At 71.6% G+C, this 18,691-nt stretch carries 15 protein-coding genes; 12 read left to right on the forward strand and 3 right to left on the reverse strand.

Annotated elements, in window-relative coordinates:
- Positions 1–41: 41 nt before the first annotated feature.
- Together ACFYUV_RS34825 and ACFYUV_RS34830 are read right to left on the reverse strand one after the other, a co-directional pair.
- Positions 42–1,262 (reverse strand): glycosyl hydrolase, encoded by a 1,221-nt coding sequence (locus tag ACFYUV_RS34825; RefSeq protein ID WP_387676251.1) that lies wholly within the window; start codon positions 1,260–1,262, stop codon positions 42–44.
- A gap of 46 nt (positions 1,263–1,308) precedes the next feature.
- Complete coding sequence (locus tag ACFYUV_RS34830) at positions 1,309–2,340, reverse strand: LacI family DNA-binding transcriptional regulator (RefSeq protein WP_352354547.1); 1,032 nt, start codon at positions 2,338–2,340, stop codon at positions 1,309–1,311.
- 98 nt (positions 2,341–2,438) lie between these two features.
- On the opposite strand from ACFYUV_RS34830, the gene ACFYUV_RS34835 reads away from it, so the two are divergent.
- Genes ACFYUV_RS34835 through ACFYUV_RS34850 form a run of 4 tightly spaced genes read left to right on the forward strand, consistent with a single transcriptional unit; the run spans position 2,439 to position 8,558 of the window.
- The gene (locus ACFYUV_RS34835) at positions 2,439–3,719 is read left to right on the forward strand and encodes an ABC transporter substrate-binding protein (protein WP_387676254.1); all 1,281 of its coding nucleotides are present in this window, start codon (positions 2,439–2,441) and stop codon (positions 3,717–3,719) included.
- Positions 3,716–4,615, forward strand: a complete 900-nt coding sequence (locus ACFYUV_RS34840; RefSeq protein ID WP_387676257.1) for a carbohydrate ABC transporter permease — start codon at positions 3,716–3,718, stop codon at positions 4,613–4,615. The genes ACFYUV_RS34835 and ACFYUV_RS34840 overlap by 4 nt, the downstream gene beginning before the upstream one ends.
- Position 4,616: 1 nt before the next feature.
- Positions 4,617–5,531, forward strand: coding sequence for a carbohydrate ABC transporter permease (locus tag ACFYUV_RS34845; protein WP_387676260.1), 915 nt, complete (start codon positions 4,617–4,619; stop codon positions 5,529–5,531).
- 30 nt (positions 5,532–5,561) lie between these two features.
- The gene (locus ACFYUV_RS34850; RefSeq protein WP_387676263.1) at positions 5,562–8,558 is read left to right on the forward strand and encodes an alpha-mannosidase; all 2,997 of its coding nucleotides are present in this window, start codon (positions 5,562–5,564) and stop codon (positions 8,556–8,558) included.
- A gap of 63 nt (positions 8,559–8,621) precedes the next feature.
- Here the strand turns inward: ACFYUV_RS34850 and ACFYUV_RS34855 are convergent, their stop codons facing one another.
- Complete coding sequence (locus ACFYUV_RS34855; protein ID WP_387676266.1) at positions 8,622–9,524, reverse strand: endo-beta-N-acetylglucosaminidase H; 903 nt, start codon at positions 9,522–9,524, stop codon at positions 8,622–8,624.
- A gap of 231 nt (positions 9,525–9,755) precedes the next feature.
- Between ACFYUV_RS34855 and ACFYUV_RS34860 the strand changes: the two genes are divergently transcribed.
- The 8 genes from ACFYUV_RS34860 (at position 9,756) to ACFYUV_RS34895 (ending at position 18,687) form a co-directional block, all read left to right on the forward strand.
- Positions 9,756–10,670 carry a ketopantoate reductase family protein gene (locus ACFYUV_RS34860; protein WP_387676269.1) on the forward strand — a complete coding sequence of 305 codons (915 nt, stop codon included), beginning with the start codon at positions 9,756–9,758 and terminating at the stop codon, positions 10,668–10,670.
- Complete coding sequence (locus ACFYUV_RS34865; protein WP_387676273.1) at positions 10,667–11,023, forward strand: ArsR/SmtB family transcription factor; 357 nt, start codon at positions 10,667–10,669, stop codon at positions 11,021–11,023. The genes ACFYUV_RS34860 and ACFYUV_RS34865 overlap by 4 nt, the downstream gene beginning before the upstream one ends.
- 110 nt (positions 11,024–11,133) lie before the next feature.
- Positions 11,134–12,060, forward strand: coding sequence for an NAD-dependent epimerase/dehydratase family protein (locus tag ACFYUV_RS34870; protein WP_387676276.1), 927 nt, complete (start codon positions 11,134–11,136; stop codon positions 12,058–12,060).
- Positions 12,057–12,464, forward strand: coding sequence for a hypothetical protein (locus tag ACFYUV_RS34875; RefSeq protein ID WP_352325006.1), 408 nt, complete (start codon positions 12,057–12,059; stop codon positions 12,462–12,464). The genes ACFYUV_RS34870 and ACFYUV_RS34875 overlap by 4 nt, the downstream gene beginning before the upstream one ends.
- A 73-nt stretch (positions 12,465–12,537) precedes the next feature.
- Positions 12,538–13,416 (forward strand): hypothetical protein, encoded by an 879-nt coding sequence (locus tag ACFYUV_RS34880; protein WP_387676280.1) that lies wholly within the window; start codon positions 12,538–12,540, stop codon positions 13,414–13,416.
- Positions 13,417–13,530: 114 nt separating this feature from the next.
- Positions 13,531–15,609: a hydantoinase/oxoprolinase family protein gene (locus ACFYUV_RS34885; protein WP_387676283.1), complete on the forward strand. Its 2,079-nt coding sequence runs from the start codon at positions 13,531–13,533 to the stop codon at positions 15,607–15,609.
- Complete coding sequence (locus tag ACFYUV_RS34890; protein WP_387676286.1) at positions 15,606–17,321, forward strand: hydantoinase B/oxoprolinase family protein; 1,716 nt, start codon at positions 15,606–15,608, stop codon at positions 17,319–17,321. Before ACFYUV_RS34885 ends, ACFYUV_RS34890 begins: the two co-directional genes overlap by 4 nt.
- A gap of 37 nt (positions 17,322–17,358) precedes the next feature.
- Entirely contained in the window at positions 17,359–18,687 is a 1,329-nt protein-coding gene (locus ACFYUV_RS34895) for an MFS transporter (protein ID WP_387676289.1), read from the forward strand.
- The last annotated feature ends 4 nt before the right edge of the window (positions 18,688–18,691 follow it).

Below are 18,691 nucleotides of genomic sequence, written 5' to 3' on the forward strand. Positions count from 1 at the left end.
TTCCCTTCAGGAAATCGATGATCTTGCGGCAGGCCCGTCGTTCACTCCGGGGTGAGGACGCTGCCGATCCCCCGGGTCGCGAGGTGGCCGGGGTCGTCGGCGCGGTCGCCGGCGACGATGGCCACGGGCCCGGACTGGCGCAGCCGGACCCATGCGGCGTGGAAGGCGCTGCCCGGCGCGACCTCGGCCCGGCGTCCGGGCTCGGTCCGCAGGTCCACGTCGCACCGCAGGGCCGGACGCCGCGCCTCGGTACGGCCGCGGCGCTCGTCGATGATCGCGGCGAGCTCCTTGGCCGCCGGCTTGGGACGGTGGTCCACGGTGAACAGGCCCAGCTCGTACTCCCGCTCGGGGAAGTCGGAGAGGGAACGGTCCAGGTCGTGGGAGCACCACCAGGTGACGCCCCACAGGGCGGGGTTGGCGGTCACCGCGTCGAGCGTGCGGCGGACGAACTCGGCGGTCCCGGCCTCGGGCACGTCGGGCCTGGGCACCCCGATCTCCTGCAGCCAGACGGGCCTGGCCGGGTCGAGCGAGGTGGCGGCGGCCAGCTCGACCAGGTAGTCGGCGTGCGAGACGGTGGCCGGGCCGAGCGGGCCGTCGATCGCGGAGACGCCGTTGAACACCCAGGAGTGCACCGTGGTCAGGTCGCCCAGGTCCACGTTGTCGGCGGGACGGAACGGGTGCTCCGGGTCGTACCAGGTGGCGTCGTACAGGGAGTGCAGGGCGAGCAGGCCGGGCGCGGCCGCACGCACGACGTCGATCAGCTCGGCGGCCCACGCCGTGGACGCCTCGGGGGTGGTGGCGTTGCTGGGGTAGAGGTTGTTGACCTCGTTGCCCAGCGTGACGGCGAACACGTTGCCGCGGGTGGCGACGGCCCGGGTGAGCCGGTCGGCGTAGGCGGCTATGGCGTCGCGCGCGCCGCGGTCGGTGAACAGGCTGCGACGGTGCCAGGTGAGCACCCAGGAGGGCAGGAAGTCGAAGCTGGACAGGTGCCCCTGGAGCAGGTCCACGGCGACGGACAGGCCGAACTCGGCCGCGACGTCGATCACGGCCAGCAGGTCCGCCACGCCGCGCTGCCGGACCAGCCCCGGGTTGGGCTGGATCCACGGCCAGATCGGGAACACGCGCACGTGGTCCAGGCCGATCGAGGCCAGGTCCTCGAAGTCGCGGCGGACCGCGTCGAGCGACAGGTCGAGCCAGCTGTGGAACCAGCCGGCGGAGGGCACGTAGTTGGCGCCGTGGCGGATGGGGTCGAGCAGGGGCACGCGTCCTCCGGGGGTCGTACGATCTCCCGGCGGAGCCTAAAGCGATTTAGTCGCCCTGCCAAGCCCCCGGGGCCGCCGTGCTCTCCCGGACCGTCAGCCGAGGGGTCTCGGTCTTGACGTCCTTGCGCTGCTCAGGGTCGGCGATGACCTCCAGCATCACCTCGGCCAGCCGCTTGCCGAAGGCGAAGGTGTCGCGGGAGAGCGCGGTGATCGCGGGGTGGGTGATCCGCGTGAGCACCGAGTCGTCGAAGGCCACGATGGACAGGTCGTCGGGCACCTTCACCCCCATCTCGCCGGCCACCCCCAGCCCGGCCAGGGCCATCACGTCGCTGTCGTAGACGATGGCGGTGGGCCGGCGCGGCCGCGACAGCAGCGCGCGCGTCGCGGCGGCGCCCTCGGAGTCGCTGAAGTCGGTGTGCACCGACACCGCCTCCTCCAGGGCCAGCCGCCCCGCGCGGTCGCGCAGCGCGCGGGCCCGCCGCTGGGTGTGCCGGAACGCCGGCAGGCCCGCGACGTGCGCGATCCTGCGGTGGCCGAGCGCGGCCAGGTAGTCCACGATCGACAGCATGGCCTCCCGGTCGTCGGCCCAGACGCTCGACAGCGACCCGTGCCTGCCCGGCCCGCCCAGGACCACGGCGGGCACGCCGAGCTCCTCCAGCACCGCGATGCGCGGGTCGCGGACCATGAGGTCCACCATGACGAAGCCGTCGACCCGGTGGGCGGAGGTCCACTCGCGGTAGATCTCCATCTCGGCCTCGGCGTCCTCCACGATCAGCAGTTGCAGCGCGACGGCCTGAGCCGACAGCCCCGCCTGCAGGCCGGACAGTAACTGGGCGAAGAACGGCTCCACGCCGAGGGCGCTGGCGGGCCGGGCGATGACCAGGCCCACCGCCTCCGCGCGCGCCCCGCCGAGGGCGCGGGCGGCGCTGTGCGGACGCCAGTTCATCTCCTTCGCCACCTGCAGGATTCGCGCGCGGGTGGCCTCTCCGACCCCCGGGCGGCCGTTGAGCGCGAAGGACACCGCGCCCTTGGAAACCCCGACCCGCTCGGCGATGTCGGTGATCGTCGGTCGGCGCACCACTGCTCCTTCACGAATTCGTCTCAGCTATTGACACACGAGTCTAGCCAGGTGAATAGTCCCGCAACTAGAGCGATTTAGTAACCAAGGAGAGCGCCATGCGTAGGTACTGGACGGGACCGGCGGTGGCAGCCGTCATGGTCGTCTCGGGCTGCGGTCTCGGCGGGTCCGGCGAGCCGGGAGCCGCCGCCCCGACCGCGGCGGCCACGGGAGAGGTGAAGGGCACTGTCAGCCTCCAGACGTGGGCCCTGAAGCCCAAGTTCACGGCGTACGTCGAGGGCGTCGTCGCCGCCTTCGAGAAGAAGTACCCCGGCACGAAGGTCGAATGGCTCGACCAGCCGGCGGACGCCTACTCCGAGAAGGTACTCAACCAGGCCGCCTCCGGAACACTCCCCGACGTCACCAACCTGCCCCCGGACTTCGCCAGGCCCCTGGTCCAGCAGGGCATGCTGCTCGACGTCGCCGCCGCCGACCCCAAGCTCGCCGACGAGTACGTCGCGGGCGGCATCGACGCCTACACCTTCCGCGGCTACCCGGGCACGTACGGCTATCCCTGGTACCTCAACACCGACGTCAACTACTGGAACTCCGAGTTGATGAAGAAGAACGGCCTCGACGCGGCCAAGCCGCCGACGACGTTCGACGAGCTGGTCGAGCAGGCCCGGACCTACAAGGAGAAGTCCGGCGGCAAGACCTACCTGATGAGCCGCCGCCCCGAGCTGGGCGACCTGGCCCAGGCAGGCGTGAAGCTGCTGTCCGACGACGGCAAGAGCTTCGTCTTCAACACCCCCGAGGCCGTCGCGGTGATCGAGAAGTACCGGGCCGCCTTCAAGGAGGGCTTACTGCCGCGCGACGTGCTGACCGACACCTACGCGGGCAACGCCAAGCTGTTCAACGAGGGCACCGTGGCCTGGACGACGGCCGGCGCCAACCACATCATCGCCGTCAAGACCGACAACCCCTCCCTCGCGCCCAAGGTCGTGCCCTCGACCGCGATGGGCACCCCGCCGCTGTACGTGCAGGGCCTGTCGGTGTCGAAGAAGAGCAAGAACCCGGCCGCGGCGATCGCGCTCGCCCGCTGGGTGACCAGCGCCGAGAACCAGGCGGCGTTCGCGCACGAGGTCAGCGTCTTCCCCAGCACCAAGGCCTCGGCCGGCGACCCGTTCTTCACCCGGAGCGACGGCACCAACGCCGGCGACGCCAAGGTCATCGCCTTCAAGTCGCTGGCCACCGCCAAGGTGCTGCAGCCGGTCGAGGTGACCGAGGCGATGAGCAAGTTCATCCGCCAGCAGATCGCCCTCGCGCTCAACGGCGAGGTCTCCGCCAAGGAGGCGCTGGACGCCGCGGTCGCCAAGTGCAACGAGCTGCTCAACCAGTGATCACCCCCGCTCTTCCCGCACAGGGCGCCCTCCGCCGCCGGCTCACCCCCTGGCTGCTGGTGGCGCCCGCCGCGCTGTGGCTGCTCGTCTTCAACGTCTGGCCCTCGCTGAACACGCTGGTGCTGGCCTTCACCAACGCCAAGCCGCTCAGCGGGGGGCACTTCACCGGGCTGGCCAACTTCGGCCGCATGCTCGACGACGACCAGCTCGGCGACGCGCTGCTCAACAGCGTCGTCTTCATGCTGGTCTGCCTGCCGGTGCTCACCCTGCTGCCGCTGCTGCTGGCGATCCTGGTGGAGAAGAAGATCCCCGGCATCACGTTCTTCCGCACCGCCTTCTACACGCCGGTCGTCGCCTCCGCCGTGGTGGTCGCGCTGATCTGGAGCTGGCTGCTGAGCGACCGGGGCCTGATCAACGGGCTCATGCAGGCGCTGGGCGTGCTGCAGGGGCCGCTGCCGTTCCTGACCGACCGGTGGCTGCTGGTCCTCAGCGCCATCACCCTGACGGTGTGGAAGGGGCTGGGCTACTACATGATCATCTACCTGTCGGCGCTCGGGAACGTGCGGCGCGAACTGCACGAGGCCGCGGCCGTGGACGGGGCGGGGGCCGTCCGCCGGTTCTGGAGCGTGACGGTGCCCGGCGTGCGCAACACGATGTTGCTGGTGTCGGTGCTGGTCTCGGTGTCGGCCCTGCGCGTGTTCTCCGAGCTCTTCGTGCTGTCCAACGGCACCGGCGGGCCGGGCGGGCGGGCGATGTCGCTGGTCATGCTGATCCAGATGTACAGCCGCGGCTTCTACGGCCACTTCGGCTACGCCTCGGCGCTGAGCATCCTGCTCTTCGTCATCACGATCGGCCCGATGCTCCTGCTGACCCGGCTCAACAGGAAGGCGGACTGACATGGCGGCGATGAAGGCGAGCGCGCGACCCGCCGCCGCGGCGGCCCGCCCGGGGCGGCACGGCCGCCGCCGGGGCCGGGGCGGGTTCGGCGCCACCACGCCAGGAGAGCTGGTCCTGCGGTACGCGCTGCTATTGCTCGTCCTGGCGATCACGATAGTGCCGTTCCTGTGGCAGTTGTCCACCTCGCTGAAGGGCCCGTTCGAGGACGTCTTCGCGCAGACCCCGAGCTTCGTCCCGCTCCAGCCGACGCTGGCGAACTACGCGCGCGTCGCCGACACCATCCCCGTGTGGACGTACGCGCTCAACTCGGTGATCGTGGCGGTCATCGTGGTGGGCGGCAACGCGGTCGGCGCGACGCTGGCCGGGTTCGCACTGGCCCGGCTGGAGTTCCGGGGCGCCAAGCTGCTCCTGGTGCTGTTCCTGTCCACGCTCGTGCTGCCGGGCGAGGTGACGATCGTCTCCCAGTACGTCACCGTCCGCGGCATGGGCCTGGCCGACACGCTGCTGGGCGTGGCCCTGCCCGGCGCGATCGGCATGCTGAACGTGCTGCTGATGCGCACCGCCTTCCAGGCCATCCCCAAGGAGATGGACGAGGCGGCGGTCATCGACGGGGCGACCCCCTGGCAGCGGCTCGTCCGCCTCGGGCTGCCGAACGTGCGCGGCATGCTGAGCGTGATCACGATCTTCGCGTTCATCGGCGCCTGGGACGACTTCCTGTGGCCGCTCATCGTGCTCAACGACCCGAAGAACTTCACGCTGACCGTCGGACTGCAGTACCTCAACGGCACGTTCAGCGCCAACCCCCGTCTCATCGCCGCTGGGACAATGATCTCCTTCCTGCCCATCGTGCTCCTGTTCGCCTCGCTGCAGCGCTTCTTCTTCCGTGGCGTCGCCGAGGGTGCGATCAAGGGCTGAGCCGGTTCCGAGAACGAGGAGTCTCTCTCCATGCATGACGACCGCACACTGGTCGAAGCCCGTCTCAAGCGCGTGCTGGACGAACGTCTGCGCCCGGCCGTCCACCCCGAGTCCGTGCCGATGGACGTGCGCGTCTGGACCGCGCCGGGCGAGCCCGTCCCCGTCGCCGAAGGGCTCGCGGCCCCGACCGAGCCGATCGCGGTCGGCGCGGCGTGGGGCGCGCCATGGGCGACGAGCTGGTTCACGGTGACCGGCACCGTCCCGGACGCCTGGACGGGCCGGACCGTCGAGGCGGTGCTCGACCTCGGCTTCGACGAGAACATGCCGGGCTTCCAGTGCGAGGGCCTGGTCTACCTGCCCGACGGCACGCCCGTGAAGGGGCTCAACCCGCGTAACCAGTGGGTGCGCGTCGGCGCGCCGGTGACCGGCGGCGAGCGGGTCGAGCTGCGGATCGAGGCGGCCTCGAACCCGGTCGTGCTCGACTACAAGCCGTTCGTGCCCACCCTGCTCGGCGACAAGGAGACGGCGGGCAGCGAGCCGCAGTACCGGCTGGCGCGCATGGACCTGGCCGTGTTCGACGAGACGGTGTGGAACCTGATCATCGACCTGGAGGTGGTGGGGGAGCTGATGCACGAGCTGCCCGCCGACAGTGGCCGCCGCGCGGAGCTGACCCGGGCCGTCGACCGCGCCCTGGACGCGATCGACCTCCAGGACGTCAACGCCACCGCCGGGGCGGCCCGCGCCGAGCTGGCCGGCGTGCTGTCCGCGCCCGCCGTGCCCTCGGCGCACCGGATCAGCGCGGTCGGGCACGCCCACATCGACTCGGCCTGGCTGTGGCCGCTGCGCGAGACCGTCCGCAAGGTCGCCCGTACCGCCTCCAACATGACGGCGCTGCTGGCCGACGAGCCGGAGTTCGTGTTCGCGATGTCGCAGGCACAGCAGTGGGCGTGGATCAAGGAGCACCGGCCCGAGGTGTGGGCCAAGGTGACCAAGGCCGTGGCGGCCGGGCGGTTCGTCCCGACCGGCGGCATGTGGGTGGAGTCGGACACGAACATGCCCGGCTCCGAGGCCATGGCCCGCCAGTTCGTGCACGGCAAACGGTTCTTCATCGACGAGTTCGGCGTCGACAACGAGGAGGTGTGGCTGCCGGACACGTTCGGGTTCGCGGCCGGGCTGCCGCAGATCATCAAGGCGGCGGGCTCGAAGCGGCTGCTCACCCAGAAGATCTCGTGGAGCCGGACGAACACGTTCCCGCACCACACGTTCCTGTGGGAGGGCATCGACGGGTCGCGGGTGTTCACGCACTTCCCGCCGGTCGACACCTACAACTGCTCGATGAACGGCCGGGAGATCGCGCACGCGGCCCGCAACTTCAAGGACAAGGGCGTCGCCCGGCACTCGCTGGCCCCCACCGGCTGGGGCGACGGCGGCGGCGGCACCACCCGCGAGATGGTGGCCAAGGCCGCCCGGCTGCGCGACCTGGAGGGCTCGGCCACCGTCACCTGGGAGACCCCCGCCGGTTTCTTCGCCAAGGCCGAGGCCGAGTACCCCGACCCGCCGGTCTGGGTGGGCGAGCTCTACCTGGAGCTGCACCGGGCCACGCTGACCAGCCAGGCCAAGACCAAGCAGGGCAACCGGCGCAGCGAGTCGCTGCTGCGCGAGGCCGAGCTGTGGGCCGCCACGGCCGCCGTGCGGGCCGGCGCGCCCTACCCGTACGAGCAGCTGGACCGCATCTGGAAGACGGTGCTGCTGCACCAGTTCCACGACATCCTGCCCGGCTCGTCGATCGCCTGGGTGCACCGCGAGGCCAGGGCCACCTACGCGGCGCTGGCCGAGGAGCTGACCGGCCTGATCGACGACGCCCAGCGGGCCCTGGCCGGAGACGGCCCCCACGAGCTGGTCTTCAACGCGGCCCCGCACGCCCGCAACGGCGTCCCGGCCGGTGGCGCGGCCGCGGCCGCACCGGGGACCCCGACGGCCGTGGAGCCCCGCGAGGGCGGCGGCTTCGTGCTGGACAACGGCCTGCTCCGGGTCGAGGTGGACGGGCGCGGCCTGATCGTCTCCGCCTACGACCTGCGGGCCCGGCGCGAGACCCTGCCCCCCGGCCAGGCCGCCAACCTGCTCCAGCTGCACCAGGACTTCCCCAACATGTGGGACGCCTGGGACGTGGACGAGTTCTACCGCAACACGGTCACCGACCTCACCGCGGCCGACGAGGTGACTGCCGGCGAGCGGCCCGGCTCGGTCCGCGTCACCCGCTCGTTCGGCGGCTCGTCCGTCACGCAGGTGATCTCGCTGGACGGGCGGCGGGTCGACATCGCCACCGAGGTCGACTGGCACGAGACGGAGAAGTTCCTCAAACTGGCCTTCCCCCTCGACGTGCGCGCCGAGCGCTACGCCGCCGAGAGCCAGTACGGCCACGCCTACCGCGCCACCCACACCAACACGAGCTGGGAGGCGGCCAAGTTCGAGGCGTGCAACCACAAGTTCGTGCACCTGGAGGAGCCCGGCTGGGGCGTGGCCGTGGTCAACGACTCCACCTACGGCCACGACGTGACCCGGACCGTGCGCGAGGACGGCGGCACCACCACGACCCTGCGGGTGTCGCTGCTGCGCGCCCCCCGCTTCCCCGACCCCGAGACCGACCAGGGCAGGCACACCTTCCGGCACGCGCTGCTGCCCGGCGCGACGATCGGCGACGCGGTGCGCGAGGGCTGGTTCCTCAACCTGCCCGAGCGGGTGCTGTCCGGCGCCGCCGAGGTAGAACCGCTGGTCACGGTGGACGACGACGCGGTCGTGATCACCGCGGTCAAGCTGGCCGACGACGGCAGCGGCGACGTCGTGGTGCGCTTCCACGAGTCGCGCGGCGGCCGGGCGGCGGCCACGCTCACGGCCGGCTTCCCCGTCAGCTCGGTGACCGTGACCGACCTGCTGGAGCGCCCGCTGGCCGAGCCCGAGCGGCCCGGCCGGTCGATCCCGGTGACGTTGCGGCCGTTCGAGCTGGTCACCCTGCGGCTCGGCCGCTGACCGCACGTTCCCGGTGAGGGGCGCCCGTCCGGGCGCCCCTCACCTGCGTTCACGGCGGAGCCGTCAGGGGGTGTAGACGGCGGAGCTCCCGTACAGCTTGTTGGTGAACGCCGAGATGTAGGAGGCGGTGTTCGCCGAGGTGAGGTTGTAGGTGAGGAAGACGCCGTACCCCTCGGTGACCGTACGGCGGGCGAGGGAGGCGGCGGTGGACGAGCTGGTGCCGGTGAACGACACGGCGGCCGGTGACAGGCGGGACCTGGAGGTCGGGCCGTTCGGCACGGACCAGGTGCCGTACCAGGGGTTCCAGGCGTAGTCGAAGGTGTTGTTGATGCTGACGCCGTTGTAGGACAGGCGGTCGGCGGCCGGGCCGATGTCGTACAGCGTGATGAGCTTGTTCGGCAGTTTCTGGCGCAGGGCCTGGACCAGGTAGACGAAGGAGAAGGCGTTCGGCTGGCCGGTGCCGTTCCTGCCGTACTCGACGTACTCGTCGTCGAAGTCGATGCCGTCGAGCCCGTACGTCGTCACCACGTTGGCCAGCTCCTGGGCGAACGCGTCGGCGGCCTGCTGGGAGGGGAAGTTCGCGAACCCGGCGCCCTGGTGGTTGCCGAGGATGGACAGCAGGACCTTGATGCCCCTCTGCTGCAGCGGGCGGACCTCGGTCGCCACGTTGTCGAGCACCCGCTGCACGTTCTCGTTGCAGTGGAGGTAGGCCTTCGTGCCGTCGTAGTTGATGTTGGCGGCGAAGATGACCGCGATGTCGAACACCTGCGCACCGCCTCGGGCGAGCGTGTACTTCGCGACGTTCGTCATGCTCTCGCTGTTGACCTCGATGTAGACCACCGAGAGCGGGCCGGTCTTGCCGGCCGCGCGGCGCTCGGCGTGTGCCGCGGTGGGTAACGCGGCACCCACGGTGGTCGCGGCCAGCGCTGCCAGCAGGGTCCTTCTGCGCATGAGCGGTGAACTCACGATCGGCTCCTCAGGGCATGGGGGATGAATTGCTATATCGGTTAAGTCCAGTCCACTCGTTCTCATGAGGCTGTGTGGGGGCTGGAGATAAATCGGTATAGCGCCTCGATCATCGGCAGCCCGGGGCCCGCTGTCAAGGTGTCGCCGGCGCGGAAAAGACGCCGCGGGCGCCGGAGATCTCTGCGGTGGTAATGTTCCGTATATCCAAATATTTAGATGTATGGAGCAGTGATGACGAAGGTGCTGATTGTCGGTGCCGGCGCCCTGGGGCAGGTCTTCGGGGCGTGGCTGGCCGCGGGCGGGGCCCGGGTCAGCTATCTCGTGCGGCCGGGCCGGGAGGGCTGGGAAGGGGCTTCGCTGTACCGGCTCAGGCGGGGGCGGGCGCCGGTCGCCGAGCGCGTCACGCCGTACGAGGTGCGCAGCGAGCCGCCCCGCGAACGGTGGGACATGGTGTGGCTCTGCGTGGACTCGCCGGCCCTGCGCGGCGACTGGACGGGCGCGCTGCGCGCGGTGACCGGTGCGGCGACGGTGGTCACCATCGGCCAGGATCCGGGCGATCTGCGCACCCTCGCCGGCGTCTGGCCGCGGGAGCAGATCGTCCAGGTGACGCCGACGCTGCTGGCCTACCAGGCGCCGCTGGAGCGCGAGGTTCCCGGCCCGGGGGTGGCGTACTGGGTGCCGCCCGGCACGGCGACGGGCGTCACCGGAGCGCGCGCCCCGCAGGTCGTCGCCGCGCTGCGGGCCGGCGGCGTGCGGGCCAGGCGGGTGACGCGGGCCGGCGCGGGGGAGCTCACCGCCGCCCGGATGATCCCCTACATCGCCGCGCTGGAGTCCTCCGGCTGGCGGCTGCCCGCGTCGGGCCCGCGGTTGCGGGGCGCCGCCGCGGCCGTCCGGGAGGCCGTCGCGGTGGTCTCCGCACAGCACGGGCTGCGCGCTCCCGTCCCCGTTCCGTCCTGGGCCGTGGGGCTGGCGTTGCGCGTGCTGCCCCGGCTGCTCCCCTTCGACCTGCGCCGCTACCTGGAGACGCACTTCACGAAGGTGAGCGCGCAGACACGCCTGATGCTGGACGGCTGGATCGCCGAAGGGGCCGCCAGGGCGCTGCCGGTCGGCCGCCTGTCCGCCGTGCGCGACTCGTTGCCCGCATGAGCGGCCCGATCGAGGCCCGGAACGTCCTCGCGCTGTTCGCGCGGACCCGGCCGCTGTTCACCGCCCTCGGGGACGAGCGCAGGCAGGAGATCGTCGTCCACCTGCTGGAGTCCGCGGAGCCCCGCAGCGTCGGCGACATCGCCGCGCACCTGGAGCTGTCCCAGCCCGCCACCTCCCACCACCTCAAGATCCTGCGCGACGCGGATCTGCTGACGGTACGGCGCAAGGGCACCCTGCGGCTGTACGACCTCAACGCCGGCGCCTATCCGGAGCTTCTGACGCCCCTGCGCGACCTCATCACGATGATCATCTCGTGCGCCTCCGGCCTCGGCGAACAGCCGGGCGGTCACTAGAGATCGACGTCCGCCCGCGCGCCTTCCCGTCCCGGTCTGTCACATCGGGACCGGCTGTCCCGTCCTCGCAGTGCTGTCCATCCAGGCCCACGTGTGAAGGAGCAGGGGCGATGAAGGTACTGCTGGCCGGGGCGACCGGCGCGATCGGGCTTCCGCTGTTGTCGGCGCTGGCCGCGGCGGGGCACGACGTGGTCGCCGTCGTCCGCGATCCCGCCAAACGGCGGCTCGTCACCGAACGCGGCGCGGACGCCGTCGTCGCCGACGTGCTCGACCGGGACGCGCTGCTGCGCGCGCTCGACGGGCAGGCCGCCGACGTCGTCATGCACCAGGCCACGGCGCTGCGCGGCGCCTCGCGCAGGCTGCGCCCCGACGACCCCACCCTCGCCCTGCGCGACCGGGGGACCGCGCACCTGCTCGACGCCGCGCGGGCCGTCGGCGCGCGCCGGTTCGTCACCCAGTCGCTGATCACCGGGTACGGCTACCGCGACCACGGCGACCGCGTGCTGACCGAGGACGAGGAGTTCGGCGTGCACGTCGGCACCGTCGCCGACCTGGTGACCGACTCCAGCGTGGCGACCGAGAGCCAGGTGTTCGCCGCCGAAGGCATCGAGGGCGTCGCCCTGCGCTACGGCATGTTCTACGGCAGGAACGCCTTCAGCGACCTGTTCGCCGACATGATGCGCAGGCGGGCACCGGTGCTGCCGCGCGGCAGCACCGGCACCACCTGCTTCGTCCACGTGGACGACGCCGCGGCGGCCGCGGTCGCGGCCATGGAACGCGGCGGCGCGGGCCAGGCGTACAACATCGTGGACGACCGGCCGATGAGCTGGCGCGACTTCCTGACCGCGGTCGCCCGCGCGCACGGCACACCGCGTCCCGTCGTGATTCCGAGATGGCTGGTCCGGCTGGCCGTGCCGTACCTGGGCTGCCTGCTGATGGACACCACGATGCGGGTCTCGCACGCCAAGGCCACCCGCGACCTGGGCTGGACCCCGGTGCACCCGAGCGTTCCCGACGGACTGGAGGACATGAGATGACGAACGGTTACAGCAGGCCGGCCAGGATCTTCGTCCAGGCGGCCGTGGCGGTCGGCGCGCTGACGATGCTGGGCTTCGGCGTGTGGATGCGCCTCGACCCGGCAGGTTTCGCGGTCTTCGCCCGCTTCCCCAATCACGTGCACTTCCTGCACGACGCCGGGGTCTTCCAGATCGGCATCGGGCTGATGATGCTGAGCGCGCTGGTGTGGCGCGACGTGCTGTCGGTCGTGCTGGTCGGGTTCCTCGTCGCCAACACGCTGCACGTGGTGAACCACGCGGCCGACCTGGACCTCGGCGGCAACCCGGACAACTGGTGGCAGCTCGCCCTCCTCTCCCTGCTGACGCTGGCCGGCCTCGTGGTGCACCGCAGGCAGCTCAGCCGCCGGTCACGGGCGCAGAGGTAGGCCAACGGCAGTGCAGCTCGGTGTCCGATAGCTTGCGACAATCCGCGTGCCATGACATGAAGGAGTGCTCATCGTGACATCCGAGACGTACCCGGCGGCTGACCTCAGCGAGTGGGACGCCGCGCTGGCCGGCGCGTTCGAGATCCTGCTCGGCGGAGAGCCGGCCGTGCACCCTGCCGCCAGGTACGGCGTGTACTACGCCTCGGACACCTTCGACGAGTTCCTGTTCCCGAACGCCTGGGCCACCGCCGACGCGCTGTCCGGCCGGGAGGCGAGGAGCCTCCCGGATCCGGACGGTGAACACCCCTTCTCCCCGTGGACCTGGCGGTTCGACCTGGGCAGGTCGCTGTTCTGGTTCGACCCCGATCTGGTGGCGGGAACAGGGGCATGGGGCGAGGGCGGGCACAAGGGCCCCCGGCCGTTCGGCGACGCCTTCGTCGCCGACCTGCGGGCCGTGTCCGCGGCCGACGAAACGGGCGAAGCCGATGAGGTCCTGGTGCACGGCGCACGGCTGGGGCCGCTCCTGGGCCGCCACGGCGTCGATCTGACCGGCGAGGAGTGCGAGAGACTGAACGGCTGGCTGACCGTGCTGCTGCGCGTCGCCACCGACGGCACCCTCACCGATGCGCTGCGGGCCGCCACGTTCACCGAACGCGGCCCCGGCCACCTGGTGTCCGTCTCCGACATGCGGTACGCCCGCTCCGCCGTCGAGCCCTGGGAGGCGCGGCTGGGCGCGGTCGCGCATCCCGCGCTCCGCGACCATCTCCGCATGCTCTGTCTCGCCAAGGACGACGCGCGCAGCGAGGGCGGCTTCTACTGCGGCGACGGCCCCTGGCCGTGGACCGACGTCCTGGAGGCGGTCGGCTGCTCGCTGGTCGCGGGCTGGGGGTTCGGCGAGTCCCAGGCCGGCACCGCCGTCGTGCGCCTGCCGGATCAGCCGGAAGCACGCTGACGACCTAAGCAAGTCATATCACCTGACTCGCATAAAAATGACAACTAGGCATTGCTGATATCTCAACCCACTCGTACTGTGATCCCAGTCGCTCCGTAGAACGAAGGAGATCCAGTGCCCCCCAGTCACGATCCTCGACCGTCCGGCTGGCGAGTCGGCGCCGACATCGGCGGCACCTTCACCGACGTCATCGCGCTGGGGCCGGACGGCCAGGTCGTCCCCATGAAGGTGTTGTCCACCCCGCCCGACTACGGCGCGGGCGTGGTGGCGGCGACCACCGGCGTGCTCTCCCTGGCCGGTGCCCGGCCCGAGGCCGTGGTCGCGATGCTGCACGGCACGACCGTCGCCACCAACGCGATCCTGTCGATGAACGGCGTGCGCACCGCGGTGGTCACCACCCGCGGCTTCCGCGACGTGCTGGAGATCGGACGGCTGCGCCGGCCGGTGCTCTACGACCTGTCATGGTCCAAGCCCGAACCCCTCGCCCGGCGACGCGACCGGCACGAACTCGACCAGCGGATCACGGCCGACGGCCGGCTCGCCCCACCGGCGAGCGAGGACGAGATCCGCGCGCTGGCCGGACGCCTGCGCGCGGACGGCATCGAAGCGGTGGCCGTGTGCCTGATCAACTCCTACGTCCGCCCTGACGAGGAACGGCGGGTCGCCGCACTGCTGCAGGCCGAACTGCCCGGCGTGTACGTCACGGCGTCGGTCGACGTCTCCCCGCAGCCGCACGAGTTCGAGCGCACGAGCACCGCCACGGTCAACGCCTACGTCGGCCCCACCGTGCACGGTTACCTCACCCGGCTGGAAGCGGGGCTGCGCTCGGCGAAGGTGCGCGCGCCCCTGCTCGTCATGCAGTCCAGCGGCGGACTGCTCGACGCGGCCTCCGTCGCGCGGCGGCCGGTGCAGATCATCGAGTCCGGCCCGGCGGCCGGCGTCACCGCCGTGCAGAAGCTCGCCCAGCTGGTCGGCCTGTCCACGGTGGTCGCGTTCGACATGGGAGGGACCACGGCGAAGGCGTCCCTGATCGAGCACGGCGAACCGTTCGTCTCGGCCGACTACGAGGTCGGCGGCGGCATGAACGGCGCCCGCGGTCTCAGTTCCGGCGCCGGGTATCCGGTGCGGGCGCCGTCGATCGACATCGCCGAGGTCGGTTCCGGCGGCGGCAGCATCATCTCCGTCGACGCGGCGGGCGCCCTGCACGTGGGGCCGGTCAGCGCCGGCTCGCGTCCCGGTCCTGCCTGCTACGGCCAGGGCGGCGAGCTGCCGACCCTCACCGACGCCAACGTGACGCTCGGCTACCTCAGCCCCGACGCGCTGGCCGGCGGCCGGGTGGCGATCCACCCGGAGCTGGCCGTGAAGGCGTTGTCACCGGTGGCCGAGCAGCTCGGCGACGACGTGGCGGGCGCCGCGCGCGGCGCGTACCAGGTGGCGGTGTCCAGCATGACGACCGCGGTCAAGGCGGTGACCAGCGAACGAGGGCGTGACCCGCGGGAGGCCACCATGGTCGCCTTCGGCGGCGCGGGCCCTCTCTACGCCGCCGCGCTGGCCCGCGAACTCGGGATCTCGACCGTGATCGTGCCCGTGCACCCGGGACTGTTCAGCAGCCTGGGCCTGCTCGTGGCCGACACCGAACGCCAGGAGCTCACCCCGTACCGGGCCGGCTTCGCCGACGTGGGCGCGCTCGCCGCGGAGTTCGCCCGGCTGTCCGCCCACGTACGCGACCAGCTCGGCGCCGACGCCGTCGTGGACCGGCTCCTGGACATGCGCTACCGCGGCCAGCGGTTCGAACTGCGGATCCGGGTGCCCGACGGCGACCTCACCGAGGACCTGCTCGCCGAGACGCGGTCCCGCTTCCACGCAGAGCACCGGCGCACCTACGGCCGGGCCGGCACGGACGAGCTGGTGGAGCTGGTCAACCTCCGGGTACGCGGCCGGCTCCCCACCCAGGTGTCCATCGCGGACGTGCTGAGCCTGCCCCTCGCCCCCGGCGGCGAGCTCGCCGTCCGCGAATGCCGGTTCGACCGGACCGTGCCCACGCCCGTCGTGGGCCGGTCGGATCTCGGCCCGGAACCGGTCGAGGGGCCGATGGTCATCGAGGACATGGACGCCACCACCCTCGTCCCGCCCGGCGCCCGGGTGCACCGCGACCGGCTCAACAACATCGTCATCACCTGGAGCGCCTCATGATCCGCGACGCCGTGACCTTCGAGGTCTTCCGCAACGCCGTCACCGGGATCGCCGACGAGATGGCGATCACGATCCTGCGCACGGCCCACTCGCAGCTCGTGGCGTCCAGCATGGACTTCTCCGCCGCCCTGTGCGACGCGCGGGGCCGGGTGATCGCCCAGGCCAACACCCTGCCGGTGCACCTGGGGTCCATTCCGGACGCGATGGAGGCGATCCTCGACGAGTTCGGCGACCGGATCCGTCCGGGAGACGTCTACCTGCTCAACGACCCGTCCCTGGGCGGCATGCACCTGCCCGACATCTTCGCGGTCGCCCCGGTGTTCGCCGGGGAGGACCTCCTGGGCTTCGCGGTCACGGTCGTCAACCACACCGACGTCGGCGGGTGGGCCGCCGGTTCGATGGCCGTGCAGTCGACCAGCATCTTCGCCGAAGGGGTGCAGATCCCGCCGTCGTGCCTGGTCGAGGCCGGCACGGTGAATGAGACGTTCCTGCGGCTGATCCTGCGCAACGTCCGCGAGCCCGAGCTGCTGCGCGGCGACCTCGAATCCCAGCTCGCGGCCTGCCACACCGGAGCCGAGGGGCTGCGCGCCCTCGCGGCGCGGCACGGCGTCCACGGGCTCGCCGCCCTCGTCGACGAGCTGCTCGACTACTCCGAGACCCTGCTGCGCGCCGCGCTCGCCGAGGCCGTCCCGGGCGCCTACGAGTTCCTCGACCACATCGACGACGACGGTCTGGGGGCCGGGCCGATCCCGATCCGCGTCAAGGTCACGCTGTCCGGGTCGGGGATCGAGCTCGACTTCACCGGCTCCTCGCCGCAGGTGGACTCCGCGCTCAACGCGACGGCCTCCTTCACCCGCTCGGCCGCCTACGCCGCCCTGCAGGGCGTGCTCGCCTCCGACATCCCGGCCAACAGCGGCTTCTACCGGCCGTTCAGTTTCGTCATCCCGGAAGCCTCCATCCTCAACGGCCGGCGGCCGGCCGCGCGCGGCGCCCGCGGGCTCGTCGGCTTCCGGATCATCGACGCCGTGCTCGGGGCGCTCGCCCCGGTGTTCCCCGCCCGGGTGCCGGCCGCCGGGGAGGGCGGACCTGACGGGATCGCGATCGGCCTCGTCGGGCCGGACGGGGAGTCCATGGTGTTGTGGGACCCGCTGGCGGGCGCGTGGGGCGCGCGTCCCGACCGCGACGGCGTGGACGGGATCAGCTCTCTGGGCGCGAACCTGACCAACACGCCGGTCGAGGAGCTGGAACGCTCCGGTCACCTGCGCATCGACGGTTACGGCTACCTCCCCGACAGCGGCGGAGCGGGCCGCTGGCGCGGCGGCCTGGCGACCTTCCGCGACATGACGCTGCTGGCGGCCGAGGCCAAGGTGCAGATCAGGTCCGACCGGCGCACGTTCCTGCCGTACGGGCTGGCCGGCGGCGCGCCGGGAACCCCCTCGCTCAACATGCTCGACCCCGGCGGTCCCGGTGAACGGGTGCTGGAGTCCAAACCGCACTTCGAGATGACCGCGGGGACCCGCCACCGGCACGTGACCGCCGGCGGCGGCGGGCACGGCGTCCCCTTCGAACGCATCCCTGAACTGGTCCTCGAAGACGTCCTCGACGGCAAGGTGAGCCACGAGGGAGCCGAACGGGACTACGGCGTCGTGATCACCGCGGACGGCGTGATCGACCGGGACGCCACCGCCAGGCTGCGAGGCCGGGCGCGCTGAAGCCGCCGCACACCCCCCACACCGATTGGAACCCCCCATGAGTTCACCCGTCGCGACCCCACCGAGCACCGTCTCACCGCGCACCTGGCGCAAGGTGGGCGTCCGGATCATGCCGCTGGTCGGCCTCGCCTACGTGGCGAGTTACATCGACCGCGCCAACGTCGGTTACATCGCCGCGCCCATGTCCCGTGACCTGGGCCTCGGCAGCGGCCAGATCGGCCTGGCCGCCGGACTGTTCTTCATCGGCTACGTCCTGTTCGAAGTGCCGAGCAACATGATGCTGAGCCGGTTCGGCGCGCGGAAGTGGATCGCCCGCATCATGATCACGTGGGGGCTGGTCACGGCGGCGACCGCGGCCGTGAACTCCCCGGCCACGCTGTTCGCCGCGCGGCTCCTCCTCGGGTTCGCCGAGGCCGGTCTGGCCGCCGGGATCCTGCTCTACCTGACGTTCTGGTTCCCGCGCCGCCAGCGGTCCTGGGCGCTGTCGACCTTCATCGTGATGATCCCGCTGTCCTCGATCATCGGCTCACCGCTGGCCGCCGCACTGCTGGAGTGGGGCCAGAGCCTGTTCGGCATCGCGGGCTGGCGGGCGCTGTTCCTCGTCGAGGGCATCCTGACGGTCGTCGTCAGCGTCCTGATCTTCGTTTTCCTGCCGAACCGCCCGGCCGACGCGCGCTGGCTGGACGACGAGGAGAAGGCCGCCATCGAGAACGTCCTGGCCGCCGAAGCCGCCGAACAGCGCGCCCGCGGGGCGCTCACCGGGCTGCGTCAGGCGCTGACCAGCGGCCGGGTGTGGGCGATGGCCGTGACGTGGTTCGCGATCGCGTTCGGGCTCTATCCGCTGCAGTTCTTCCTGCCCACGATGATCAGGTCCCTCACGCAGAGCGTCGGTGAGTCCGCCGACGTCAGCAGCGTGCTGCTGTCCGCGATCCCCTACGTGGTGGCCGCGGTCGCCCTCCTGACCTGGGCTCGCCTGGCCGCGCGCTGGACGGCGGTCACGGCCACGGCCGTCCCGATGGCGCTCGGCGCGGCGGGGCTGCTGCTGGCGACCTTCACCAGCAGCGGCACGCTGTTCGTGCTCGCCGTCTGCCTGAGCGTCGCCGGGATCATCACCGCGATGCCGCAGTTCTGGCGGATCCCGGCGATCGGCCTGACCGAGGCGGCCGCCGCCTCCGGCATTGCCCTGATCAACTCCGTCAGCAACGTCAGCGGATTCATCGGTCCCTACTTCACCGGGACGATCGCGTCCGCGACCGGCAGCTTCACGTACGCGCTGCTGGCCATCGCGATCATCATGGCCGCCGGGCTGGCCGTCCTGCTCACCGCGGGACGCCGGATGGAGCGGCTGGACGGGAGCCTGTCATGACCGC

The sequence above is a fragment of the Nonomuraea sp. NPDC003560 genome (assembly GCF_042878785.1).
In the GTDB taxonomy this organism is placed as follows: Bacteria; Actinomycetota; Actinomycetes; order Streptosporangiales; family Streptosporangiaceae; genus Nonomuraea.